The sequence below is a fragment of the Streptosporangium sp. NPDC053982 genome, from assembly GCF_055585205.1.
Genome location: NZ_JBVJKQ010000012.1, coordinates 121,699 through 145,619 on the forward strand (window position 1 = coordinate 121,699; position 23,921 = coordinate 145,619).

22 protein-coding genes are annotated in these 23,921 nt (G+C 73.8%); 6 read left to right on the forward strand and 16 right to left on the reverse strand.

Annotated elements, in window-relative coordinates; translation table 11 throughout:
• The 7 genes from ACZ6W9_RS22880 to ACZ6W9_RS22910 form a co-directional block, all read right to left on the reverse strand.
• Window positions 1-567 (reverse strand): RNA polymerase sigma factor, encoded by a 567-nt coding sequence (locus ACZ6W9_RS22880; protein ID WP_470119520.1) that lies wholly within the window; start codon window positions 565-567, stop codon window positions 1-3.
• 161 nt (window positions 568-728) lie between these two features.
• Entirely contained in the window at window positions 729-1,850 is a 1,122-nt protein-coding gene (locus ACZ6W9_RS22885) for an alginate O-acetyltransferase AlgX-related protein (RefSeq protein ID WP_470119522.1), read from the reverse strand.
• A gap of 147 nt (window positions 1,851-1,997) precedes the next feature.
• The gene (locus tag ACZ6W9_RS22890; RefSeq protein ID WP_470119524.1) at window positions 1,998-3,434 is read right to left on the reverse strand and encodes an MBOAT family O-acyltransferase; all 1,437 of its coding nucleotides are present in this window, start codon (window positions 3,432-3,434) and stop codon (window positions 1,998-2,000) included.
• Window positions 3,435-3,839: 405 nt separating this feature from the next.
• Window positions 3,840-6,095, reverse strand: a complete 2,256-nt coding sequence (locus ACZ6W9_RS22895; RefSeq protein WP_470119526.1) for a tetratricopeptide repeat protein — start codon at window positions 6,093-6,095, stop codon at window positions 3,840-3,842.
• Window positions 6,096-6,145: 50 nt separating this feature from the next.
• Window positions 6,146-7,897 (reverse strand): ABC transporter permease subunit, encoded by a 1,752-nt coding sequence (locus ACZ6W9_RS22900; protein WP_389964086.1) that lies wholly within the window; start codon window positions 7,895-7,897, stop codon window positions 6,146-6,148.
• Complete coding sequence (locus tag ACZ6W9_RS22905; protein ID WP_389964083.1) at window positions 7,894-9,177, reverse strand: hypothetical protein; 1,284 nt, start codon at window positions 9,175-9,177, stop codon at window positions 7,894-7,896. The genes ACZ6W9_RS22900 and ACZ6W9_RS22905 overlap by 4 nt, the downstream gene beginning before the upstream one ends.
• A complete protein-coding gene (locus ACZ6W9_RS22910) occupies window positions 9,167-9,829 on the reverse strand; it encodes a P-loop NTPase family protein (RefSeq protein WP_389964080.1) in 663 nt (220 codons plus the stop codon). Before ACZ6W9_RS22910 ends, ACZ6W9_RS22905 begins: the two co-directional genes overlap by 11 nt.
• Window positions 9,830-10,091: 262 nt before the next feature.
• Between ACZ6W9_RS22910 and ACZ6W9_RS22915 the strand changes: the two genes are divergently transcribed.
• Window positions 10,092-11,795, forward strand: a complete 1,704-nt coding sequence (locus ACZ6W9_RS22915) for an AMP-binding protein (protein WP_470119529.1) — start codon at window positions 10,092-10,094, stop codon at window positions 11,793-11,795.
• Between the two features lie 9 nt (window positions 11,796-11,804).
• Here the strand turns inward: ACZ6W9_RS22915 and ACZ6W9_RS22920 are convergent, their stop codons facing one another.
• From ACZ6W9_RS22920 to ACZ6W9_RS22955, 8 genes are all read right to left on the reverse strand, one after another.
• A complete protein-coding gene (locus tag ACZ6W9_RS22920) occupies window positions 11,805-12,479 on the reverse strand; it encodes a restriction endonuclease (RefSeq protein ID WP_389964074.1) in 675 nt (224 codons plus the stop codon).
• Window positions 12,480-12,690: 211 nt separating this feature from the next.
• Window positions 12,691-13,293 (reverse strand): hypothetical protein, encoded by a 603-nt coding sequence (locus tag ACZ6W9_RS22925; protein ID WP_389964071.1) that lies wholly within the window; start codon window positions 13,291-13,293, stop codon window positions 12,691-12,693.
• Between the two features lie 85 nt (window positions 13,294-13,378).
• Window positions 13,379-14,581: an aminotransferase class V-fold PLP-dependent enzyme gene (locus tag ACZ6W9_RS22930; RefSeq protein WP_470119531.1), complete on the reverse strand. Its 1,203-nt coding sequence runs from the start codon at window positions 14,579-14,581 to the stop codon at window positions 13,379-13,381.
• Window positions 14,562-15,404 (reverse strand): DUF72 domain-containing protein, encoded by an 843-nt coding sequence (locus ACZ6W9_RS22935; RefSeq protein WP_470119533.1) that lies wholly within the window; start codon window positions 15,402-15,404, stop codon window positions 14,562-14,564. The genes ACZ6W9_RS22930 and ACZ6W9_RS22935 overlap by 20 nt, the downstream gene beginning before the upstream one ends.
• 189 nt (window positions 15,405-15,593) lie before the next feature.
• Complete coding sequence (locus ACZ6W9_RS22940) at window positions 15,594-15,824, reverse strand: hypothetical protein (protein WP_470119535.1); 231 nt, start codon at window positions 15,822-15,824, stop codon at window positions 15,594-15,596.
• Window positions 15,811-16,065 (reverse strand): DUF6400 family protein, encoded by a 255-nt coding sequence (locus ACZ6W9_RS22945; protein WP_389964060.1) that lies wholly within the window; start codon window positions 16,063-16,065, stop codon window positions 15,811-15,813. Before ACZ6W9_RS22945 ends, ACZ6W9_RS22940 begins: the two co-directional genes overlap by 14 nt.
• Before the next feature lie 369 nt (window positions 16,066-16,434).
• A complete protein-coding gene (locus tag ACZ6W9_RS22950; RefSeq protein ID WP_389964057.1) occupies window positions 16,435-17,718 on the reverse strand; it encodes an extracellular catalytic domain type 1 short-chain-length polyhydroxyalkanoate depolymerase in 1,284 nt (427 codons plus the stop codon).
• Window positions 17,719-18,000: 282 nt separating this feature from the next.
• Window positions 18,001-18,273 (reverse strand): DUF1876 domain-containing protein, encoded by a 273-nt coding sequence (locus ACZ6W9_RS22955; protein ID WP_362933114.1) that lies wholly within the window; start codon window positions 18,271-18,273, stop codon window positions 18,001-18,003.
• A 363-nt stretch (window positions 18,274-18,636) separates the two neighbouring features.
• Here ACZ6W9_RS22955 and ACZ6W9_RS22960 point away from each other — a divergent pair, with 363 nt between their 5' ends.
• Window positions 18,637-19,524: a slipin family protein gene (locus ACZ6W9_RS22960; RefSeq protein ID WP_470119537.1), complete on the forward strand. Its 888-nt coding sequence runs from the start codon at window positions 18,637-18,639 to the stop codon at window positions 19,522-19,524.
• A 69-nt stretch (window positions 19,525-19,593) separates the two neighbouring features.
• On the opposite strand, the gene ACZ6W9_RS22965 is transcribed toward ACZ6W9_RS22960, so the two are convergent.
• Window positions 19,594-19,824, reverse strand: a complete 231-nt coding sequence (locus ACZ6W9_RS22965; RefSeq protein WP_362933120.1) for a DUF2277 domain-containing protein — start codon at window positions 19,822-19,824, stop codon at window positions 19,594-19,596.
• 272 nt (window positions 19,825-20,096) lie between these two features.
• Here ACZ6W9_RS22965 and ACZ6W9_RS22970 point away from each other — a divergent pair, with 272 nt between their 5' ends.
• Genes ACZ6W9_RS22970 through ACZ6W9_RS22985 form a run of 4 tightly spaced genes read left to right on the forward strand, consistent with a single transcriptional unit; the run spans window position 20,097 to window position 23,875 of the window.
• A complete protein-coding gene (locus ACZ6W9_RS22970) occupies window positions 20,097-21,044 on the forward strand; it encodes an ABC transporter ATP-binding protein (RefSeq protein ID WP_389964050.1) in 948 nt (315 codons plus the stop codon).
• A 33-nt stretch (window positions 21,045-21,077) separates the two neighbouring features.
• On the forward strand, window positions 21,078-21,860 hold the full coding sequence (locus ACZ6W9_RS22975; RefSeq protein WP_389964047.1) for an ABC transporter permease: 783 nt from the start codon (window positions 21,078-21,080) through the stop codon (window positions 21,858-21,860).
• Window positions 21,861-21,881: 21 nt separating this feature from the next.
• The gene (locus ACZ6W9_RS22980) at window positions 21,882-23,216 is read left to right on the forward strand and encodes a sensor histidine kinase (RefSeq protein ID WP_470119540.1); all 1,335 of its coding nucleotides are present in this window, start codon (window positions 21,882-21,884) and stop codon (window positions 23,214-23,216) included.
• Window positions 23,213-23,875 (forward strand): response regulator, encoded by a 663-nt coding sequence (locus tag ACZ6W9_RS22985; protein WP_389964041.1) that lies wholly within the window; start codon window positions 23,213-23,215, stop codon window positions 23,873-23,875. Before ACZ6W9_RS22980 ends, ACZ6W9_RS22985 begins: the two co-directional genes overlap by 4 nt.
• The last annotated feature ends 46 nt before the right edge of the window (window positions 23,876-23,921 follow it).

Genomic DNA, 23,921 nt, shown 5'->3' on the forward strand with positions numbered 1-23,921 from the left:
TCATTCTCCTTGTCCGTCCAGGGCCCGGCGGATCCGGAGGCGGGCCCGGTTGAGCCGGGAGGCGACGGTTCCCGGCGGGATGGCGAGCGCGTCGGCCACCTCCTGGTAGCTCAGCTCGGCCCACGCGACGAGCAGCAGCACGTCGCGATCGGCCTGCGCGAGATCCAGCAGGGCCCTCGCCAGCGGCCGGTTGACGGCCAGGGTGTTGACCCCGTCCTCCACCGGCAGGCCCGACACCTCGGCCGGGTGCACGCCGCTGCGGACGTAGGCGCGGTAGAGGCTCAGCTCGGTGCGCCGCCGCCTGCCGATGACGTTGGAGGCGATGCCGTACAGCCACGGCCGGGCGCTGGAACGGCTCCGGTCGTACTCCTCCCGGTGCTGGAAGGCGGCCAGGAAGGTGTCGGCCACGACGTCCTCCGCCTCGCTGGGGCCCAGGCGTCTGGCCGCGTAGCGGTGCAGGAGCGGCGCGTGCCGGTCGAACAGGATGGCGAAGGTCTCGGGTTCGTTCAGCGATCTCTCGATGAGGGTCGCGTCATCGACCTCGACGACTTCGAGGGGGATCGTCATGCATGCCGGCCTTTCTCGGCGTATGCGGTCACCTGTACTTACCGTGCCGCGCCGGAATGCTTCACGGGACGGCCGGGGCCCGTGTCCGGCGCACGCCGGGTCCGCCCCGGCGGAGGACCGGGCGGGGGACCGTGCGAGGGACCGGGCGGGGGAGCGGGTGTTCAGAGCGCCCGCTCCAGGGCGGCGAGCACGGCGTCGTCCAGCATCTCGGCGCGGCCGCCCACGAGGTGGCGTTCCACGATCTCCAGCACCACCGTCTCGCTCCGGGCGACCTCGGCCGCGACGCGGTCCGGCCCCGTCGTGGCGGGCGCGTCGCTGCGCAGGTAGGTGACGTCGGCGAAGTACGGCAGCACCCACGGCAGCGAGTTGCGGGTGAAGGAGTCCCCGATGAGCAGGGTCCGGGGCCGGAACAGGGGCGCCCGGTCCGAGGCGTTGACCGTGGCGAACGACACGGGCAGCTCCCGGTCGTCCTGCCGGACCCGCCGCACGCCGTCCCGGACCAGCCGCCACCGGTCGACGGTCTCCTCGACGGGGATGCCCAGCAGCCCGCCCAGGTCGCCGCTTCGCGGCGCCCGCCCCTCCTTCACCAGCCGGGTGTCCCGGGACAGGCCGGGCTGGAGCGCCCGGGCCAGCTCCGCGCCGTACAGGCCGGCGGAACGCTCGTTCCAGTGGCTGTCGGTCCGCCAGTACGCCGGTGTGCCGGACTCTCGCTGCGCCCGCTCCAGCGGCTCCCGGAGATCCACGTGACCGGGCAGGTCCGCCGCCCGCAGCGCCGCCCAGAACTCCCGCTTGCGCTCCCGGAGGCAGTCCCGGCCGGGGAAGCGCTCCGGCAGCCTGCCGGGGCTGACCGTGGTCTTGTCGGGGGCCACGGTGAACACGAACCGCCTGCCGGATCTCCGCACGATCCCGGCCAGGCGGCGCAGGCGGTCCAGGGTCTCCGCGACGGGCCGGTGCGGCCGGCACGCCTCTCGCACGTCGTCGCCGAAGTAGAGCCAGCCGTCGCGCCCCTCGATCACCCGGGGGTAGTCCGCGGCGTCCGCCGTGCCGTACGACGGCGCCTCCCCGAACAGGAACTCCGACAGGGCGGCGTTGCCGCCGACCGCGTACCGCCGGAGCGGCAGGTGGGCCGTCACCCACGCCTCCACGTCCGGAACGGCCTCCCAGCCGCGTGCCAGGACCGGGAACTCCGGCAGCCTCCGGTTCTCGATCTCCACGGCCCGGTCGCCCGCGGCGAAGGCCAGGGCGGGCCCGCCGAAGAACAGCACCGCGGCCAGCAACGTCATCGGCCGCCGTACCTTCGGCCACCGTGTCACCGGCCGCCGTGTCACCGGCCGCCGTCCTGCCGGACGGCGTTCCCCGGCTGCGGAGGACGCCGGTCCGGTTCGTGCAGCGATCATCGGTGTCTCCTCACCCGGGACTCGCCGGAACCGTCAGAAGCGGTAGTACAGGAAGGGGCTGAAGGTGCCGGCGGCGACGAGCGCCGCCGCGTAGGGGGCGGCCACCCACGTCACCACGGTGCGTGCCGGCCGTACCAGCCGCCCCCGCCCCGCCTGGAGCAGCGGGCCGAGCGCGGGCGAGGCCGGCAGCGCCACCACGGCCAGGGCCAGCGCGAAGACGGCCATCCGCTGGTGGCCGGCGGCGAACGCGACGAACTCGTCGAGCTCGCCCGGCCGCCAGGTGAACATCGCCCCCAGCATGTCCCACGCCCCGGCCATGCTCTCCGCGCGGAAGAACACCCAGCCGACCACCACCAGCAGCAGGGTCGCGCCGCGGCGCAGCACCAGGGCGCAGACGCCCCCCGGCGGGCGGTCCCAGCCGAGCAGCCGTTCGGCCACCAGCAGGGCGCCGTGGTACAGCCCCCACACCAGGAAGGTCCAGTCGGCGCCGTGCCAGAAGCCGCAGAGCACGAAGACGACCAGCAGGTTGCGGTGGGTCCTCGGTGCGCCGCCGCGGTTGCCGCCCAGCGGGATGTAGACGTAGTCGCGGAACCAGCGCGACAGCGACATGTGCCAGCGCCGCCAGAAGTCGGTGACGGAGTACGCCGAGTACGGCCGGTCGAAGTTCTCCGGGAGCCGGAACCCGAACATCAGGCCCAGCCCCACGGCCATGTCCGAGTAGCCGGAGAAGTCGAAGTAGATCTGCAGGGCGTAGGCCGACGCGCCCAGCCACGCCGTCGGGGTGTTGAGGGGGCCGCCGGCGTGCGCGAACGCCGCGTCCGCGACGGCGGCGAGCGAGTCGGCGACGACCACCTTCTTGGCCAGGCCCAGGGCGAAGCGGGGAAAGCCCTCGGCGAGGTCGCCGAGGCGGTCCCGGGGGACCTCGCCGAGCTGTCCGGCGATCTCGTGGTAACGGACGATCGGCCCGGCGACGAGCTGGGGGAACATCGCGATGTAGGTGACGAACCGGACGGGGCTCCGCTGCGCGGGCGTGCTGCCTCGGTAGACGTCCACCACGTACGAGAGATGGTGGAAGGTGAAGAACGATATCCCGATCGGCAGGGCCAGGGTCACGACCGGGCTGTGACCCAGCCCCAGCGCGCCCGCCAGCGCGTCGACCTGGGCGGTGGCGAAGCCGGCGTACTTCCACACCGCGAGCACCGCCACATTCCATCCGGCGGCGGCCAGCAGCACACCGCGCCGGGCCCGGGGACGGTCCCGCAGCCGCGCCCCGCCGAGCGCGAGGCCGGCCCCGTAGTTGACGGCGATGGCCGACAGCAGCAGCGGGGTGTGCGCTCCGGCGCCCCAGGCGTAGAAGAACAGGCTGGCCACGGCCACCACCGCGTTGCGGTGGCGCGGCGGGAGCAGCAGGTGGGCCAGCAGCGTGGCCGGCATGAAGAACCACAGGAACAGGGGGGAGGCGAACGACATCGGCGTCCAGACGGCTTCCGGCTCTCGTCGCGACGCCCGTCAGCCCCCGGCCCGCCGCCGGGGACACGTCCCGGGCCGCCGCCGCGCTCCGGCGGACCTCTCCGATGCGGCCGGTGCGGTGGCCTGCCGTACGGCCTTCAGCGCGTCCATCGTCGTTCTCCTCGCCTGGTCGGGGTACGGCGGGTCCGGAGGCGGACCCGTCCGGGTGGTCACCCCTACTTGCCGCGCCGGGCCGGAATGTTTCACGGCCGGCCGGAAAAAGCCTCACCCGGCGCCGCGGGCTCCTCCGTCCCCGCCGGTGTTCGCGGGCCCCTCCGCCGCCGGTGGCGGTCCTTCGCCGGAGGAGAGCCGGTGCGGCGGACCGGCTCCCTCCCGGGAACGGGACGGCGGGCGCTCCGGGCCCTCTCAGGGGCCGGACGGCAGCTCCTTCAGCAGCCTGCGGATCTCGGTCACCTGGAGCGGCTCGGAGATCCCGTCCCACGGCGCCAGCGCGGCCAGCCCCGCCCTGCGCCGCTCGGGCGCGCTCGCGGGGTCGAGCCAGGCGAGGTACAGGTTCGCCAGCGCGGTGATGATCCCGGTCTTCGGCAGCCGCGGCAGCGCCGAGCACAGCAGTTCCACGGCCTCCTCGTGGTGCGTCCTCCGGAGCGCCGCCGCCCGGTGCACCTGGCAGCGGAGCCGGCCGAGCTCGTCGCCGGCCCGTTCGTACAGCTCGGCGGCCTTCGCCCAGCCCTCCAGAGCCTCGTCATTCTGGCCCTGGTACCAGTGGACGAGCGCCAGGTTGTTCCAGACATGCGCCTCGAAGTGGGCGTAACCCGCGGCCTTGGCGTCGCCGAGGGCCCGGATGAGCAGGTGGCCCGCGCCCTCGTACAGGTACCGGGCCTCCTCCTCCCGCCCCTGGAAGTCGAAGGTCTGTCCCCAGCGCAAGTACAGGACGGCGTTGTTGTGCTTCCGGATGGCGTGGCCGACGGTGTCCCCGCCGGGAAGCGCCTGGCCGTACCGCACCATCGGCGACTCCACCGTGACGTACTCGTCGCCCCTGGCCAGCAGTCTCAGCCCTTCCGCATGGTGCATCCGGGCGGGGCGGGACTCCAGGTCCGGCAGCAGTCTCTCGGCCTCGCGGAAGTGCTTCTCGGCGGCGTCGTGATCACTGCGCATCAGGGCGATCAGGCACAACCGCAGCTCGGCGTCGGCGTGGACCGCCACGTCCTTCAGGGACTTCGCCGCATTCGACAGGGCCAGGGCGGTCTCCTGCCTCTCCTCGACACGCTGCTCGAGGGTGAACCACACGTCCAGGGCGTCCGCGATCCGCCACAGAGGGTCGCCCAGGTCGGGCCGGAGCGCCTTCGGCCACGGGAAGCCGCTCCCATGCCGATCCGGCCGGTACTCCCGCAGCATCTGCAGCAGCGTCCTGTCCTCCAGGGCGAACCAGTCGCGGGCGTCCTCGTCCGGCAACCGTTCGGCGAAGAAGACGGCCCGGTCGGCGAGGTGCTCGGCCAGACGCCGCCACGCCTTCGCCTCCCGGCCGTCCGGCCTCCGTACGGCCGGCCGGGCGGAGGCCGTCACCCGGAACCGCGACTCCCGCACCTTCTCCACCAGGCCGTACCGGCACAGCTCCTCCATGGCCTGCCCGGCGTCGCGTTCCGGCCCACCGGTGAGCGCGACGATCTCGTCGATGCCGAGCTCGGCGACCGGCGCGTGCGCCAGCAGCGCCAGCAGCCGCCGCACCGCCGCGTCCATCCGCGCCATCTGCATGCTGAACAGCCGTTGAAGGCCGAGGTCGTGGGCCCCCTGCCTCTTCAGGTCGGCCACCAGGGCGGCGATCGGGACCTTGGGATTCTCGTCGAGCCAGCGGCCGACTCCGATCACGACCTGGGGCATGCCCAGGAACTGGCCCGCCAGCTCCCGCAACGACTCGGGGTCGGCGTCGCTCCGTTCGGCGGAGGCCTGCGAGCGCAGCAGTTCCACGACGGCGGCGGTGTCCAGGAGGTCGATCTGGACGATCGCCACGTCCCCGAGGGACGGATACCTCACGTCCTCGTCGAGGGCGCCCGCGACGATGATCGTTCCTTTCGGCATGTTCTGTGGCAGCCAGCTGACCTGGCTCCACAGGGAGACGTTGTCCAGGAGCAGCAGCAGGCGGCCGGGGTCCCCCAGGGCGGCGGCGACCTCCTGCGCCGCAGTCTCCAGGTTCGTCGCCGCCCGCAACGGGCGGCCGAGCGCGCGCAGCACGCGCTCGGCCACGCTCCGCGTGCTCTCCGGCCGGTTCCGGTCCTGTCCCCGCAGGTCCACGTAGTACTGGTGCTCGGGGTCGCACCGGGGCTCGGCGCCGGACACCAGGTCCCATCCCGCGGCGAGGGCCACGGCGCTGGTGCCGGCCCCGGCCATGCCCCGCACCAGGACCATCCGGTGCTTCCCGGCCTGGGCGGTCACCTCGGCGACCTTCTCGTCCCGCCCGAACAGCGGATCGACCGGCTTGGGGAGGCCCCGGGCCTGTCTGGGGGGCGGGGGGAGCTCGCGCCGGCGCAGCCGCCGCACGCCGGTCACCACGCCGTACAGCAGCATCCCCCCGCCGAGCGCGCCCCACTGCGGGACCGCGTCCAGGAAGTTGTTGAAGAAGATCTCGACGATGGTGGCTCCTCCGAACCACCCGATGAACTCCATCACCCTGTCCGCGGATTCCCTGTCCCGGGGGCGTCGTGCCCCGCGGGACCTCATCGGCGGATCCCCTGCGTCAGCCCCCGCGCCAGCCACCTGCCCGTCGCCAGCAGCAGCGCCGCCGGAACCGCCGTCATCAGCACCCCCTGCGCCGCGAGCTCCCCGGCCGAGGTCGTGAAATATCGTGACGCCTGCAGCATGGTCAGCGGCGCCTGGTCGGCGGCCGGCCAGTTGAGCAGCAGGCTGACCACCATGTCGTTCCACACCAGCACGAACGACAGCACCGCCACCGCCGCCACGGCGGGGGCGCCGTCCCGCACCACCCGGGTCATCGCCGAGCGGCCGTCGGCGAAGCGGTCCAGCGTCGCCGGCCGCGGCACCGACATGAACGCGTTGCGCAGCAGCAGCACCCCCAGGGGCAGCAGCAGCGCGGCGTGCACCAGGCTGAGGACGAACGTGCTGCCCAGCGACCCGCCCAGCGCCCTGCCCAGCGGCGCGGCCAGCGCCTGCGGCGGCAGTACGGCCAGCACGACCGCCGCCGCGGTGACGGCCCGCCGCGCGCGGCGGGGGAGGGCCTCGTGCGTCAGCGCGTAGGCGGCCGACACCGCCGCCGGCACGACGAGGAAGGCGGTCAGCAGCCCGCGCTGCGCCGTGGCCCACAGCGCCTCCGCGAAGAAGCCGCCGTCGAACGCCTCGCCGTACGAGCCGAGCCCGTAGCCGCCGGTCCACCACCCGGAGGTGGCCGCGGCGTCCGGTGACCGGAACGAGGTGAGCAGCAGGACCACGAAGGGGAACGCCCAGAGCGCGGTGACCGCCCCCGCCGCCACCCGTCGCGGCCACCGGGCGGTCGCCGCCCGCCGCGTCCGGCGGGCGGCCGGCCCGACCTGGAACGGCTGCCGCCACGGACGCTCGGCCCCGGGCAGGTCATGGCGCAGCCGCCACAGCACGGCCAGCGCCACCGCGACGGCCGTCACGGTCAGCAGGACCGCCAGCGCCGCCGCCCGCCCGTCCCCGAGGACGGTACGGCGACGCCACCACAGCAGCCCGGCGACGTCCACCTCCGGCTGGACCGAGCCCGGCGCCCCCACCAGGACCAGCTCGAACACCCGGGCGGCGGCGGTGAGGACGATCAGCAGCGCCACCGCGGCCGTGGGGAACAGCGCGGGCGCCGCCACGGTGCGCAGGAGTCGCAGCGGCCCCGCGCCGAAGGCCCCGGCCACCCGCAGCAGGTCCCGGGGAAGGTTGGCCAGGCCCACGTGGAAGACCAGGAACGCCAGCCCCGTCCACTGCCAGACGAACGCCAGGCCCAGGACCAGCCAGATCCAGCCGGGGCCGGTGAAGAGCACCGGCTCGGGCAGCAGGGCGTTCACCGAGCCCAGCCCGGGATCGGGCGCGAAGATCATCCGGAAGGTCACGCCCGCGGTCAGCGGAGACGTCACCACAGGCAGCGTCAGCGCGGCCAGCAACAGCCTGCGCAGGCGCGGCCCCACACCCCGGGCGAGCCAGGCCAGGCCCAGCCCGAGCGCGCAGACCACCGGCGCGAGCACCAGCCAGACGGCGTTGTTCAGCAGAGCCGTCCGGACCTGCGCGTCGTTCACGACGTCCAGGTAGGCCCGCGGGCCGCCGTTCCCGGTGAGGCTCGTCACCACGGTCGCGGCCAGCGGGACGAGCAGGCCGGCGACCACCAGCCCGACGGCGGGCAGCAGCCGCCGCCACGCCTCCCACCGCCCGCGGCCCGGTGACTTCGCCGGCGCGCGCATGTCGTAGTACGGGGCCACCTCGAAGAGGAAGGCGTCTTCGCGGCTCATGATCCTCCACTCCGCCAGGCCGCCGCCTCCACCGCCGCGGCGTGCGCGGCCCGCGCGGCCTCCTCGGCGCCCCGGCCGCCGACGGCGACCGCGGCGAACAGGTCGGTCAGGACGCGCCAGAGGCCCTGGCCGTCCCCGCCGGCCAGGGCGCCGCCGAGCCGGTCCGACAGGTCGAACGCGATCGATCGTCCGGGCGTCCCGGCGCCGGCCTCCGAGGGTGCGGCGAGCTCGCGGAGCTCGTGCGCCAGCGGCCGCACCGGCGCGGGGTAGTCACGGTCGCGCAGCCCGGCGCCGAGGGACAGGAACCCCCCGGCGCCGGCCCAGGCGGCCAGCGGCCCGCGCATCTCCCCTCCGGTGAGCCGCGCCACGAACCGCCTGCCCCGCTCCCCGGAGGAGGCCAGCGCCACCACGGCGTCCCCGCCGGCCAGCACGGGCGGTCGTTCTCCGCCCGCGGGCCAGGGGAAACGGAACCAGCGGGCCTCGCGGCCCGGGACGCGGTAGCGGTCGATGACCGGCCAGGCGAAGTCGGGGCCGGCGACCATGTCGGCGCGGCCGTACCGGAAGACGTCGAGGATCGCGTCGTGGAACTGGGTGACCAGGGCCCGCCGCCCCCCGCCGGGGACCAGGCCGGGGACGGACCACAGCTCCGCCAGCCGGGCGAACGCCTGCGCCACCCGCTCGTCCCCCCAGTCAGCCGGGTCCAGCAGGTGCAGCCTGCCGTACAGGTCGGGGGCGACCCCGAGGAGGACGTTCTCGAACCAGTCGGTGAGCGCCCACCCGTCGGCGGCGGGCACGGAGAGCGGGGGGCGGCCCGAGGCCGCGCGGGCCCGGCACAGCTCCAGCCACGCCTCCCACGAGGCGGGCGATGTCTCCACGGACTCCGGCCGGTACCACACGAGCGACTTGTGGGCGACCTTGAACCAGACCCCCTTGACCCGCCCGTCGTCCGCGCAGCGCACCAGGTCCCGCCAGAACGGCGGGTCCTGCGAGACGAGCGGTTGCAGCCGGGCGCAGATCTCCGGGTCGCCGATCAGGCCGGGCTGCGGCACGATCGCCACGTCGGGGGTCGCCGCCGGGGCCACCGGTTCGCGCAGCAGCGCCGCGATGTCGTTGCCCGCCGAGTAGACGGTCACCGGCTCGCCCTCCAGGACCCGGCGGAAGCGGGCCAGCTCCCAGCCGCTCCACACCACCGCGACCCGCAGTGGCCGTTCGGCGGAGCAGCCGGTGAGCCCGGCCGCGGCCAGCCCCGACAGCGCGGCCAGGGCCCGTCTACGGTTCATCCGCATCGACGACCTCCCAGCGGGCCGAGGGGCTGCCCAGCGTCTCGATCCGGTCGCCCTCGTCGCCGACCACCAGGACCGGAAGGTGGGGGAAGGCGGCCAGGCTCCTGCCCACCACGGAATGGCAGGGCGGCCGGCCGTCGCGGTCCTCCACCAGCACCGCGTTCGGCCTCCTCCAGTGGCACATCGCGCGGGCGAACGCCACCCAGAGCCTCTGGTCCGCCGACAGGTCGTACGGCCGGCGGTCGAGCGGTACGTCCAGGTCGAGCCGGTCGGTGATGAAACGCACCTGTCCTCGTAGGAAATCCTTTCCGTACCGGTATCCTTTTCCGTCGCGGCCGTGCAGCCCGAAAACGATGTTCTGCTCGACCGTCAGATGGGGCAGCAGTCCGCCCCCGGCCGGAACCAGCGCGATTCCGCGTTCCCGCGAGGGCAACGAGGTGACCTCCTCCCTCCCGCTCAGTATCCGGCCCCGGACCGGCCACGCCCTGCCCAGCAGCACGTCGGCGAAGGCGTCCGCGGCATCGGCGTCCTCGGCCAGCACGACCCCGACCCGCCCCGCCGCGACCGACAGGCGGTCCGGCTTCAGGGCGCAGATCCTTCCTCCGTGCTCCCAGGAAAGACCGTCCAGCTGAAGCGGCCGTCCTGTCACGAATACATCAGCTCCATATGTCGGCGGGGATGCTTACTTCTATAACGCACCGGAATGGAAATCCGAAAGGCTGCCGGAAAATCTGCAGGAAATTCCTTTTCGGGCCTGCAAAATATGCGGAATCGGTCTTTCTGTGGGGTCGTACGAGCACGGCGCGGCCCGACGGCGGGCGGCGGAAGGCCGCCGGGGACTGCCGGAGGCGGCGGCGCGGGCGTACCGTGTGGTGATCACCGATGGGCGATCGCCGAGAGGAGCCGCCGCCATGGGCGCCACCGGCAACACCGAGATCTACCGCAGGGCCCGTGACGGACTGCTGGGCGCGGGCGGCGACCACGCCGGAGCGGTCGCGGAGTTCACCTGGCCCCGCTTCGAGGACCCGTTCAACTGGGCCGTGGACTGGTTCGACGCGATCGCCCGGGGCAACGACCGCACCGCCCTGCGGGTGGTCGGGGAGGACGGTTCGGAGACCCGGCTCACCTTCGACGAGATGGCCCGCCGCTCCGACGCGGTCGCGGCGTTCCTGGCCGCCCACGGCGTCTCCCGGGGCGACCGGGTGATGCTGATGCTCGGCAACCAGGTCGAGCTGTGGGAGTCGATGCTGGCGGTGATGAAGCTGGGGGCGGTGATCCTCCCGGCCACCACGGCCCTCGGCCCGGCCGACCTGCCCGATCGTGTGGAGCGGGGCGGGGTGCGGCACGTCGTCGCCAACGCCGCCGACGCCGCCAAGTTCGACGGGGTGGGCGGAGGTTACACGAGGATCTGCGTGGGCGGCGCCCCAGCGAGCTGGGCCGACTACTCCGAGGCCCACGCGGCCCCGGCGCCGCCCGCGCCGCATCCGGGCACCGCGCCGGACGACCCGCTGCTGCTGTACTTCACCTCCGGCACCACCAGCAGGCCCAAGCTGGTCGAGCACAGCCAGGTCTCCTACCCGGTGGGCCACCTGACGACGGCCTACTGGATCGGTCTGCGCCCCGGCGACGTGCACCTCAACATCAGCTCGCCCGGGTGGGCCAAACACGCCTGGAGCTGCTTCTTCGCGCCCTGGATCGCCGAGGCCACGATCTTCGTCCACGACTACCGGAGGTTCGACCCTGGGGCGCTGCTGGAGCGGATACGCGACGCGGGGGTGACGACGTTCTGCGCCCCGCCCACGGTATGGCGGATGCTGATAAAAGCTGATCTGTCCGGTGGTCCCGGCCGGCTGCGGGAAATCGTCTCGGCGGGCGAACCGCTCAACCCCGAGGTCATCGAGCAGGTCCGACGCCACTGGGGGCTGACCCTGCGTGACGGCTTCGGCCAGACCGAGACCACCCTGTCGGTCGGCAACGTCCCCGGCATGCCGGTCAAACCGGGCTCGATGGGCCTGCCCATGCCCGGCGTGCCGGTGACGCTGGTCGACCCGGTCACCGGACGGCCCGGCGACGAGGGGGAGATCTGCATCGACCTCGGCCGCCGGCCCGTCTCGCTGATGACCGGCTACCGTGGCGACGACGAGCGCCACGCCCGGGCGACCTCCGGCGGTTACTACCACACCGGCGACGTGGCCGTCCGCGACGCCGACGGCTACGTCTTCTACGTCGGCCGCACCGACGACGTGTTCAAGTCGTCCGACTACAAGATCTCCCCGTTCGAGCTGGAGAGCGTGCTCGTCGAGCATCCCGCGGTCGCGGAGGCGGCCGTCGTGCCCGCGCCGGACGAGCTGCGGCTGGCGGTGCCGAAGGCGTACGTCGCCCTGGCGGCCGGATGGGAGCCGGACCGCGGGACCGCGCTGGCCATCCTGCGCCACGCCCGCGAGAGGCTGCCGCCGTACCAGCGGGTGCGCCGCCTGGAGTTCGCCGAGCTGCCGAAGACGGTGTCGGGCAAGATCCGCCGGGTCGAGCTGCGCGGTCTGGAGGAGAAGGCCGGACAGGCGGGCGGGCTGCCCGCGGAGTGGCGCGACGAGGACTTCCCCGAGCTGCGCTCCTGACCGCGCGGATCAGCCGGACCGCAGCGGCTCGCGGGGGAGTGGCTCGCCCCGCAGCCAGCCGGCCAGCCGGTCGCGCTCGACGAGGATCAGGCCCGCCTCCCCGGCCTCGGCGAGGGCCTGGCGGGTCAGCCGGCCGGAGGTGACCAGCACACCGGTGTGCCCGGCGAACGCGTGAGCCAGGGCGCCCAGGAAGTTGCGGACCTCCGGGGCGCCGACGTTGCCGGCGTAGCGCTTGCACTGGAAGGCGTAACGCCGGCCGTCCTGTCCGACGGCGGTGAGGTCCACACCCCGGTCGCCGGAGCCGCCCAGCTCCCGGACCCGGCGGAAGCCGTCCCGCCGCAGCAGCCCGGCGGTGAGCGCCTCGAACTCCGGGCCGGTCAGCCCGTCGACCCGCTCCAACTCCAGGTTCGCCTCGAACCACCGGCGCTGCCGCGCGGCCACCGTACGGGCCCGGACGACCGGCACGGCCGCCGCCAGGGCGAGCACGGCGACGGCCGCCGCCGTGAACCACGGCAGGTGCGCACGGGCGAACGGCAGCGCGCTCCGCAGCGCGGCGTAGGCGAGCACGGCGGCCACACCCCACAGGAACAGGTCGGTCCACCCGAACCCTCCGGGCCGGCCCTTCCTCCTGACGGCCCGGTTCCTCCCGGTCCGGCGTCCCTTGGCCGGTCGTCGGCTCGGCATCGTGTCAGCTCCCGCGGGGGTGGGGGATCGGGGGTCGGGCGCAGGCCGGTGCCTGACGCCCTCGGCCAACCGCTTCCCCGCGCACGCCCCCCGCAATCCCGCCGGACCGCGCTCCCGCGGTCCCGGGTCGCCCTGTCCGTACGGTGCTGCCGCGGTCCCGGGCCGCTCTGCCCTTACGGCGCTCCCGCGGCGCGCGGGAGCGCCGGGCCGGTCAGCTCGCGCCGGGGACGGTGACGTTCTTCTCCTTGAACTTGTAGCCGTCCTGCGCGGCGCCCTGCTGGAGCTGGCCGAACGCCTCCCTGCCCGCGGTCACGTCGGCCTCGGTGGCCGTGCCGTTGCGCAGCTTGGCGGTCAGCGCGTCGAAGCGGTCGCTCACCGCCTTGACGCTCCGGCACAGGCCGGGGTTGGCGAGGGCGAACCCGCGGGCCACCTTCAGTTCGTGGACGGTGAACAGGCCCGCCACCGCGGCCTTGGCGAAGGTGCGCTTGCGCTTCTCCGCCCCGGCCTTGAACCCGCCGCTGCGCAGCGGCCGGTAGATGTAGCGGTAGAACGCCCCCAGCGCGAGGCCCGCGTGCAGCGCGAAGCGCGTCTTGGCGAACGGCCTGGCGTTGGCCCCGGTGGGGCACTCCCCGTCGTACTCCAGCTCGGGGCCCGCCTGCGGCGGCGGAGCGGCCGCGGCCGACGAGGTGGCGACCACCGGGGCCTCGGGCGGCAGGGCGGCCGGCCGCCGGTCGCCGCCGCACCCGCCGAGCAGGGCGACCGTCAGCAGCGCGGCCATCGCCACGGCGGCCGGTCCGGCACTTCGAGCAGCCATATCTCCCCCTGGAACGTCACGGCGCCGGGATCGGCGGACTCCTTCCCGGTTATCCCCGCTGTGACGGTTCCGACACGGAAAGTGTTCAGTGTCGCGTCGTGAGCCCCCGGACGGCGGAGACCAGGGCGTCGAGCTCCTCGTCGGTGTTGTAGTAGTGCACCGAGGCGCGCACCGCGGCCGGCACGGCGTTCGGGTCGAGACGCTGGTGGGCCCGGTCGGTCACGCTGACGTTGATCCCACGCTCCCGCAGGACGCCCTTCACCCCGGCCGACTCGTGGCCCGCGACGGTGAACGTGACGATGCCGCAGCGGCGGGCGCCGCGGTCCAGCACCGTCACGCCGGGCGTCGCCGCGAGCTCATCGCGCAGGCGGGCGGCCAGGCCGGTCACCCGCTCCTCGATGGCCGCGACGCCCAGGGCGGCGGCGTAGCCGGCGGCGACGCCCAGCCCGATCTGGCCCGCGACGTAGCGCTCCCACGTCTCGAACCGGCGGGCGTCGCCGCGGATCTCGTAGCGGTCGGGGGCGGTCCACTCGGCCGAGTGCAGGTCGAGGAAGGGCGGCTCCAGCTCCCCGACGAGGTCGCGCCGCACGTACAGGAATCCGGTCCCGCGCGGGCCGCGCAGGAACTTGCGCCCGGTCGCCGACAGCATGTCGCAGCCGATCTCCGTGACGTCCACGGCGAGCTGGCCCACCGACTGGCAGGCGTCCAGCAGGAACAGCACGCCCGCCTCCCGGCACAGGCGGCCCACCTCGGCGGCCGGGTTGACCAGGCCGTTGTGCGTCGGCACGTGGTTGATCGCGACGAGCCGCACCCCGCCCCGGGCCAGCCCCGCGGCGAGCGCGTCGAGGGACAGCTGCCCGTCGCCGTCGTCGGGCAGCGTCTCAACGCTCACCCCACGCGACTTCGCCACCTGGTGGAAGGCGATGGCGTTGCTGGCGTACTCGCTTGTCGTGGTGAGGATCCGGTCGCCGGGGGCGAACGGGATCGCGTAGAACGCCATGTCCCAGGCGCGGGTGGCGTTCTCCACGTAGGCGATCTCGTCGCGGTGGGCGCCGACCAGCCCGGCCACCGCGTCGTAGAACCCCTCGGTCAGCTCCCGGGCCTGGTCGGCCGCCTCGTAACCGCCGGTGACGGCCTCCAGCCGCAGGTGCCCGTTCACCGCGTCGAGCACCGGGGCGGGCGGCAGCGCCGCCCCCGCGTTGTTGAGGTGCGCGACGGACGCGCAGCCCGGCGTGTCCAGGCGGGCCTTCTCGACGTCGATGATTCCGTCACCCGTGGGCGTGGTCATGATCTCTCCCGTCTCCGGTGCCGTCGTCTCCGGTGGCGTCGTCCCGCGCCCCGGCGGGGATGTCGCGGACGCTGCCGGGGGCGCGGCTCACGGGCCATCCCCCGGCCCGCGCGAGCGCCGCGTAGCGTATCGCGTTCCGTACGGCGGCGCCGCCGGGGTCGTTGTTGAAGTACACGTGGACGTCGCGGTCGCGGCCCCACGTCCGCTCCAGGCGGCGCAGCCAGGAGCGGAGCGCGGTGTCGCCGTAGGACGGCCGGGGACGGGCGCGCCCCTCGTGGAGGCGCAGATACCCCCAGCCGGCGGTGCGCCACAGCGGGGAGAGGGGCCGGCCCAGCCGGTCGGCCCAGCACAGCGCCGCGCCGTGCGCCGACAGGACATCCCGTACGGACTCGGTCCACCAGGACGGGTGGCGCGGCTCGACGGCGACGCGCACCCCGGCCGGGAAGGCCCGCAGGCACGCGTCCAGACGTTCGGGATCGGCCCGCAGCGTGGGCGGGAGCTGCAGCAGGACGGGGCCGAGCCTGTCACCCAGGCCGCCGGCCGCCGCCAGCATGCGCCCGACCGGCTCCTCGGGGTCCTTGAGCCGTTTGACGTGGGTGAGGAAGCGGCTCGCCTTGATCGCCATGACGAACCCGGCGGGGGTGCGCGCCGCCCAGTCCTCGAACGTCTCGCGGGCGGGGAGCCGGTAGAAGCAGTTGTTGTTCTCGACGGTGGCGAAGCACTCGGCGTAGCGCTCCAGCCAGAGCCGCTGGGGCAGCCCCGGAGGGTACAGCTCCCCGCGCCAGTCGGCGTACTGCCAGCCGGAGGTTCCCACGAACATCATCGGACCCTCCTGCCGGTCGCCGCCTCACACCGGCAGATCTGCCCGGTGGGGCGGCCCTGACACGGGCGGAACCGCCCCGGGCCGTCACGGACGGTGTCCCCGCCGGGACGTGTCGCGGACCGGACGGGACGGGGACGCCGTCGGAACGGGCGGCGTTCGGGGAGGCACCCCGGGGGACGGCCGCGCCGGTCAGAACGGGCGTGTGCCGCCCGCGCCGAAGCCGGTCTCGTGCTCCCACAGGTGGGTGCAGCCGGGGCACTGCAGGTGCAGACGGCTGCCGGTGACGCCCAGGAGGTAGCGCCAGTGGTCGGCGCAGTTGCGGCCCGCGCCGCAGGTGGCGCAGTCCCGGTGGTCGCGGCATCCAGGGCAGGGGACCCAGGCCCTGCGGCCCAGGTCGGCGCAGGGGTCAATGGGCAGCATCGCCGGTCTCCCCTCCGGGGAGGACCCCGGCCGCCACGAGCATGTCGTAGATCTCCCGCTGCCGCGGGTCGAGGCCGGAGTAGAGGAGGTCGTGGGCCTCCTGCTCGGCGCGCATCACGGCCGGGGGATCCCAGTCGACCCCGAGCGCGGCGACGACCGCGGCTCGCCGCCGCGTCTCGTGGGAGGACAGGTCGAAGGCGATCCGGAACCCGGCGGGCACGCCGGTGCTGTCGTTGCTCATGGAGCGGCTTTCCGATGGGGTGGCGGGCAGGTGCCGGGCGTGACCGGAGGAAAGCGGCCGCCGTGCCCCGGAGGGGAACGACCGGACGGGGGACGGGACGCCCCGGTCCTCGACGATCACGTGACCGCACGTCACGCGGGGACCTTCACCGAAGGAAGGTGGATTACCCTCTGTCTACCCGAACATGAACTTCCACCGGTAATCGGGCCGGAAGCCGGTACGGATCGCGGGCCCGCCGGCGGCCACGCGGCCCGTGACCCGGGGGCTCCGCGTGCCGCCGTGACCGGACGGTGCCGCGCGGGCGGCCGTGACCCGCGGCACGGCGGGGTCGCGCGCCCCGCCGTACCGGGGAGCACGACCCCGCGCGGATCAGCACCGGCCGTCGGCCAGGACCCAGTAGGCGGGGCCGGTCTGCATCAGCGTGTGGGTGGTCAGGACGTTCCACAGTCCCATGGGGTCGTTGGACCCCTTGGCGTAGGTGTATCCGCCGGAGGCGTAGGCGCGGCCCGCCGTGGTGTGGGCGTAGTTGCTCGCCGTCACGCAGACCGGGGCGACCGTCGGCGTGGCGGTCGGGGTGGCCGTCGGGGTGACGGTGGGCGTGGCGGTCGGGGTGGCGGTCGGCCCGCCGCCGCCGTCCAGGCCGAAGAACCGCGCGTCGTGGTAGGCCGAGCAGATGGTGTCGAGGAAGTACGCCGCGGCGTTGCCGCACTGGTCGGGGCCGCTGCCCGGGTCGACCGGCAGGCCGTGGCCCATCCCGGATATCTCGTACAGGCGCACGTCATTGTTGCCGTACACCTTCAGCGACGTGCCGCCGGGGAGGCTCGACGTCGAGGTCGGCGTCTGGGAGACGCCCCGCACGTTCGTCCACTGGTCGCGCAGCTGGGTGCCGTTGGCCGGGGTGACCGTGTAGTCGGACGTGCCCTGCCATACGGCGACGCGGGGGTAGGGGCCGGAGTAGCCGCTGTAGGCGGCCCGGACCAGGTCGCCCCACTGCTGGGGGGTCTTGTTCGTGGCGCCGTACTGGCAGGAGGTGGCCTGGGTCAGGCCGGCGGCGCAGCGGTAGGCGATCCCGGCCCCGACCGAACCGGCCTTGAAGACGTCGGGGTAGGTGGCGAGCATCACCGCGGACATCGCGCCGCCCGCCGACAGGCCGGTGACGTAGACCCGCGCGGAGTCGGCGCCGTAGTTGGCGACCGCGTAGGCGACCATGGCGCGGATCGAGGCGGCCTCACCCTGGCCCCGGCTGGTGTCACCCGTCTCGAACCAGTTGAAGCACTTCGAGGAGTTGTTGGAACCGCTGGTCTGCGGCAGGACGAGGGCGAAACCCCACTGGTCGGCGTACTTGCGCCAGCCGGAGTTGGTGAAGTAGCCGTTCGCGTCCTGCGTGCAGCCGTGCAGGGCCACGACGAGCGGCCGGCCGGAGGGCAGGCCGTCGGGCCGGTAGGCGTACATGGCGAGGTTGCCGGGGTTCGAACCGAACGAGCCGACCTGGATCAGTGACGCCGCCCGCGCGGGAGGCCCGGCCAGGGACGCCCCGAGCAGGCAGAGCAGCACGAGCAGCGCGGTCGCGGCGGCGGTGAGGACGGCGGAGGGCCGTGACGGGCGGAGCCGGGGGGACGAGGAGGGTGCGGGCGGTGCGGGGGGTGCGGCCATGACGTACTCCTTTGACAACCGGGTTCACCGGTCCTTTCAGGGAAAGGTAGATCCGTCGAAACCCCCCGGACATGTCCCGGGCACACACTCTTCATCTCTGTGATGTGGAACACACGCGGGCCCCGCCTCGCGGTCCCGTCCCCGGACGCACGGCCCGGTCCGGGTGGCCCCTGGCCCGGACCGTCGGTGGCCCCGCCCCGCGGCCTCCCTCCGGGCGCGCCGACGGCCCCGCCGACGGTCCGGCGGGGTCGTGGGTGGACATGGGTGGAGGAGCGGACCCGTCTAGCCTCCGTACTCGCGGGAGGATCCCGCCATCTGGGCGACGTCCTGGGCGCCGTCCTGGATGAGCTGGGCGGCCAGGGTGGACAGCGCGCGGCCCACCGCCAGTTCGTCGCCGATCTCCGGCACCGGCTGGTCGACGGGGTTGCGCCGCGCGTGCGCGACGCCCTCGTGCCGCTTGCCGCGGTCGGTGAACAGCACGGCTCTGGCCGTGGTGACGTCGTCGTTGTCGTCCTCGCTGATGAAGATCTGCACGTTCCACTGCTTGGCTTCCATGGCGAACACCCCCTATGCCACAGCGTCACCTCTGCCGGGCCCCCGGAGGAAGGGACCTTGGACCCGCCCGGGAAGGTCCTTGCGCCCACCGGGCCGCGGATCCCGTGCCCGCCGCTCGCGGTGGTCGCCGCGTCCGTGGCCCGCCGCGCCCGTCGCGCCCGCCGCTCGCGGTGGTCGTCCCGTCCGTGGCCCGCCGCGCCCGTCGCGCGCCGGGCGGGACCGTGTCCGCCGCGTCCCCGCCCGCCGGGCGTGACCGCCGCGTCCCCGCCCGGCGGTCACGGCGGGCGACCGCGCCGGGTTCGGGACCTTCGGCCCTACAGGCCGGTGAGAGGCCAGGCGAATGCTGAGAAAAGGGGGTTTGAGATGTTCATCGAAATCCTGTACGGGATCATCGCCTTCATCGTCGCCTGGGTCGTGCTGGGCGGGGCCCGCGTGGTCAACCAGATCGAGCGGGGCATCGTCTTCCGGTTCGGCAGGGCGCTGCCGAACCCGCGCCGTCCGGGCCTGGCGATCCTCATCCCGGTCGTGGACCGGATGAAGAAGGTCAACGTCCAGATCGTCACGATGCCGGTGCCCGCCCAGGAGGGCATCACCCGCGACAACGTCTCGGTCAAGGTGGACGCGGTCGTCTACTTCCGGGTCGTGGACCCGATGAAGGCGGCCATCGAGGTGGAGGACTACCTGTTCGCCGTCGGCCAGGTGGCCCAGACGTCGCTGCGCTCGATCATCGGCAAGAGCGAGCTGGACGACCTGCTGTGCAACCGCGAGCGCCTGCACGAGGGCCTGGAGCTGATGATCGACAGCCCGGCGATCGGCTGGGGCATCCACATCGACCGCGTGGAGATCAAGGACGTGCAGCTTCCCGAGACCATGAAGCGGTCGATGTCGCGCCAGGCCGAGGCCGAGCGCGAGCGCCGGGCCCGCGTCATCACGGCGGACGGGGAGTTCCAGGCGTCCAGGAAGCTCGCCGACGCGGCGGGCATCATGCACGACACCCCGGGAGCCATGCAGCTGCGCCTGCTGCAGACCGTCGTGGAGGTCGCGGCGGAGCGCAACTCCACGCTGGTGATGCCCTTCCCGGTCGAGATGCTGCGCTTCTTCGACCGGATGGCGGGCGCCGTCTCGAAGGGCGCCGTGCCGAAGAGCACCGCGTCACCGGGGCAGGGATCACTCCCCGCCGGCGCGCCCGTCCCGGAGAGCCTGCGCGATCTCGTACGGCCCCGCGACGGCGAGCCCGCCGACCCGGCCTGACCGTACGGCCTGACCGGGGCGGCCCACCCGGCCTGCCCGGGCGTCCCGCTCCGGGGAGCGGGACGGCCGTCAGGCTCCCGGCCGCGGCGCGGCCGGGCGGGGGAGGTGCAGGTCGTCCAGCAGGACCTGGGTCGCGGCGGCGATGGTCTCCACGGCCCGGTCGAAGACCTCGGCGTTGCGCGCCGACGGGGCCCGGAAACCGGAGATCTTACGGACGTACTGCAACGCGGCGGCCCGCACGTCCTCGTCCGTCACGTCGCTGGAGTACGGCTCACGAAGGGTCTTGATGCTCCGGCACATGAGTAGGACCGTACGCCATCCACACCCCGCCGTTCCACCGTCCCGCAGCGTCCTTTCCCGACGGGGGAGGCCGCCCCCGGGACGGCGTCGTCCGTGTGGACCCCGCCCCCCGGCTCAACCGATCGGTGGATCGGCTCGACCGTCCGGTCCATCCGGTGCCTCGGCCCGGGAGCCGCGGAATCTCGCCGGACGGTCGATACCGCGTCCGGCCGGATCCCGCGAGGCTGAAGGCACATGGACGCGACGGGCCGGAACACCGGGAGGGCCACCACATGCCGGCAGTGATCGAGGTGCGCAACCTGCACAAGCGCTACGGGGACACCGTGGCGGTCGACGATGTCTCCTTCACCGTCCAGGAGGGGGAGATCTTCGGGATCCTCGGCCCCAACGGCGCGGGCAAGACCACGACGGTGGAGTGCGTCGAGGGGCTGCGCAGGCCGGACCGGGGCGAGATCAGCGTGCTCGGGCTCGACCCTCGGCGCGACCGCGCCGAGCTGACCCAGCGGCTCGGCGTGCAACTCCAGGACGGCGCGCTGCCCGACCGGCTGAAGGTCGGGGAGGCGCTCGAGCTCTACGGTTCCTTCTACCGTGAGCCGGCCGACCGGCGTGCCCTGATGGACGCGCTCGGGCTCGCGGACAAGAGCTCGACCAGGTACGGGAAGCTGTCCGGCGGTCAGAGGCAGCGGCTCTCGATCGCGCTGGCCCTGGTCGGGGACCCGCGGGTGGCCGTACTCGACGAGCTGACCACCGGCCTCGACCCGCAGGCCAGACGTGACACCTGGCAGCTGATCGAGGATGTGCGTTCCCGCGGCGTCACGATCGTGCTCGTCACCCACTTCATGGAGGAGGCCGAGCGGCTGTGTGACCGGATCGCGCTGATCGACGCGGGCCGTGTCGCCGCGGTGGACACCCCGGCCGGGCTGACCGGGCGGATCCACGCCGAGCAGCGGATCCGCTTCCGGCCGTCCGCGCCGTTCGACGACCGGCTGCTGACCGATCTTCCCGAGGTGACCGGCGTGACCCGCCGGGACGACGTCGTGACGGTCACGGGAAACGACGACGCGCTGAACGCGGTCATCTCCGCGCTGGCCCGCCACGGCATCGTGGCGCGGCAACTGCGCGTGGAGCGGGCCAGCCTGGAGGACGCCTTCGTCGCGCTGACCGGGCGGCGCCCGGAGACCGGGCGTCCCGCCGGGCGGAACCGGCCCGGTGAGAACTGACCGGCCACGTCATATCGGATCAGGAGAATGATCATGTCCGTCACCACCACCGCGGCGCCGCCGGCGGCCGTGTCGCGTTCCGCGCTCGGACGGCTTACCGTCACCGAGCTGAAGCTCTTCATTCGTGAGCGGGTCGGGCCCGTCTGGGGCGTCGGGTTCCCGCTGGTGCTGCTGATCGTCTTCGGCAGCCTGCCCTCCTTCGGCAAGCCGGAGAAGGAACTCGGCGGCGCCACCCTGCTCGATGTCTACGTGCCCGTCCTGATCGCGTTCTCGATCGCGCTGCTCGCGCTCAGCGCGCTGCCGATGGTCCTGGCCGGCTACCGGGAGAAAGGCGTCCTGCGCCGGCTGCGGACGACGCCGATGGGGCCGGTCCGGGTGCTCGCCGCCCAGCTCGCGGTCAATTTCGCCGTCACGGTGGTCGCGGCGACCGTGATCCTCGTGGTGGCCGGGGTGGCGTACGGCGTGGCTCCGCCGAAGCAGCCCGCGGGGTTCGCCGTCGCGGCACTGCTCGCCGCCGCCGCGCTGCAGGCGATCGGCCTGTTCGTCGCCGCGGTCGCCGGAAGCGGGCGGGCCGCCCAGGCGATCGGCACGGTCCTGTTCTTCCCGATGATGTTCTTCGCCGGTCTGTGGGTGCCCATCGCCCAGATGCCCACGCTCCTGCGTCACCTCAGCCACGGCACCCCGCTCGGCGCGGCGGTCCAGGCGCTGCAGCGGGCGGCGGGGGGAGACTGGCCGCACCCGCAGCAACTGCTGGTCATGGCGGTGTACGCGGTGGTGTTCGGACTGGCCGCCGCTAAATTGTTCCGCTGGGAGTAGGCCGCGGCGGAAAGGATGCAGATGAGCGCTCCGACGCCGCACACCCGGCAGGACCGGTGGAACCGGGGGCTGCTTCCGCTGGTGACCGTCGTGCCCTACGTCCTGCTGGCGATCATGACCGGTGTCACGGTGGCGATCAGGGGGTCCGACGGCGACCTCTTCGGCGTCGATCTCGCGCTGTGCGCGCTGACGGCGGCGTGGATGCTGTGGATGTTCACCCTGCATCCGGCCTGGCGGGAACGCCCGCGGATCATGGGGCTGTTCATGGGCGGGCTGATCGTGCTCATGGCGATCCTGGTGGTCAGGGACCCCTGGTTCGGGCTTTTCACCCCCGTCGGCTACTTCTACGCCTTCCGGGTTCTGCCGTGGCCGTCGGAGCTGGCGGCCATCGGCGGGGTGGCGATCGTGGCGGGCACAGCACAGGCGTCCTCCGTGCCCAAGACGGACCTCTACGGCGTGCTCGCCTACCTGGTGGTCCTCGCCGTGAACGTATTCCCCATGTGCGGTCTCGCCTGGCTCGGCCGCAAAGGCGAGGAGCGCGAGGAACTGCGGGAGCAGGCCCTCGTGGAGGTGCGGGAGGCGAACCGCAGGCTGGAGGCGAGCATGGCCGAGAACGCCGGCCTGCAGCGGCAGCTGCTGATCCAGGCGAGGGAGGCCGGGGTCTCCGACGAGCGGCAGCGGATGGCCCGCGAGATCCACGACACGCTGGCGCAGGGGCTCACCGGGATCGTCACCCAGCTGCAGGCGGCCGAGCAGCTCGCCGACGACCAGACGCTGTGGCGCCGGCACGTCCGGGCGGCGACCCGGCTGGCCAGGGAGAGCCTGTCCGAGGCGCGGCGGTCGGTCCACGCCCTGCGCCCCGAGGCGCTGGAGGAGGCCCGGCTGAGTGAGGCGCTGGCCGACGTCGCCGGACGCTGGTCGGCGCTGCACGGCGTCGCGGTCCAGGTGGCCACGACCGGCACGGTACGGCCGATGCCGCCTGAGGTCGACATCGCGCTGCTGCGCACGGCACAGGAGGCGCTGGCGAACGTCGCCAGGCACGCGCGGGCGACCATGGTCGGGCTGACACTGTCCTACATGGAGAACGAGGTCGCGTTGGACGTGCGTGACGACGGCAGGGGTTTCGAACCGGACCGGCTCGGTGACGGCGGCGGCGGTTCGCGAGGCGCGGGAGGCGCGGGAGGCGACGGTCCGCGGCCTCCGGACGCGGGTACACCGGGCGGCGGGTTCGGCCTCGTCGCGATGCGGCAGCGTATCGAGAGCCTGTCCGGGACGCTTCAGATCGAGTCGGAACCGGGTGCCGGAACGGCCGTCTCGGCCTGCCTCCCGGTCGCGCCCGCGGGGGCCGTGGCATGAGCCACGCGACCGGCGCCCCGATCAGGCTGCTGATCGTGGATGACCACCCCGTGGTCAGGGACGGGCTGAGCGGCATGTTCGCACGCGACCCGGGCTACGAGGTGCTCGGCGAGGCCGGCGACGGCGCCGAGGCGGTCCGGCTCGCCCAGGTCCTCGCACCCGACGTGATCCTGATGGACCTGCGGATGCCCGGCATGGACGGCCTGACCGCGATCACCGAGCTGGCCCGGCGGGGCGTCACCGCGCGGGTGCTCGTGCTGACCACCTATGACACCGACAGCTATGTCCTGCCGGCGATCGAGGCGGGTGCCACCGGCTACCTGCTCAAGGACGCTCCCCGCGACGAACTGCTGCGGGCGGTACGCGCGGCGGCCCACGGGCAGGCCGTGCTCTCGCCGTCGGTGGCGACCCGGCTGATGAGCCGGGTCCGGGATCCCGGGACCAAGCCGCTCAGCCGGCGGGAGCTGGAGGTCCTGGAGCTGGTCGCCGCCGGGACGACCAACCGGGACGCCGCGGCCAGGCTGCTCATCAGCGAGGCCACCGTCAAGACCCACCTGTTGAACATCTACGCCAAGCTCGGGGTCGGCGACCGCGCCGCGGCGGTCGCCGAGGCGTTCAACCGGGGGCTGCTCGTCCCCGACCCGCCGGAACAGCCATGACGCCGGTTCCAGGGAAGAGGGGTACGGCCCGCCTCGGCAGGTCGTG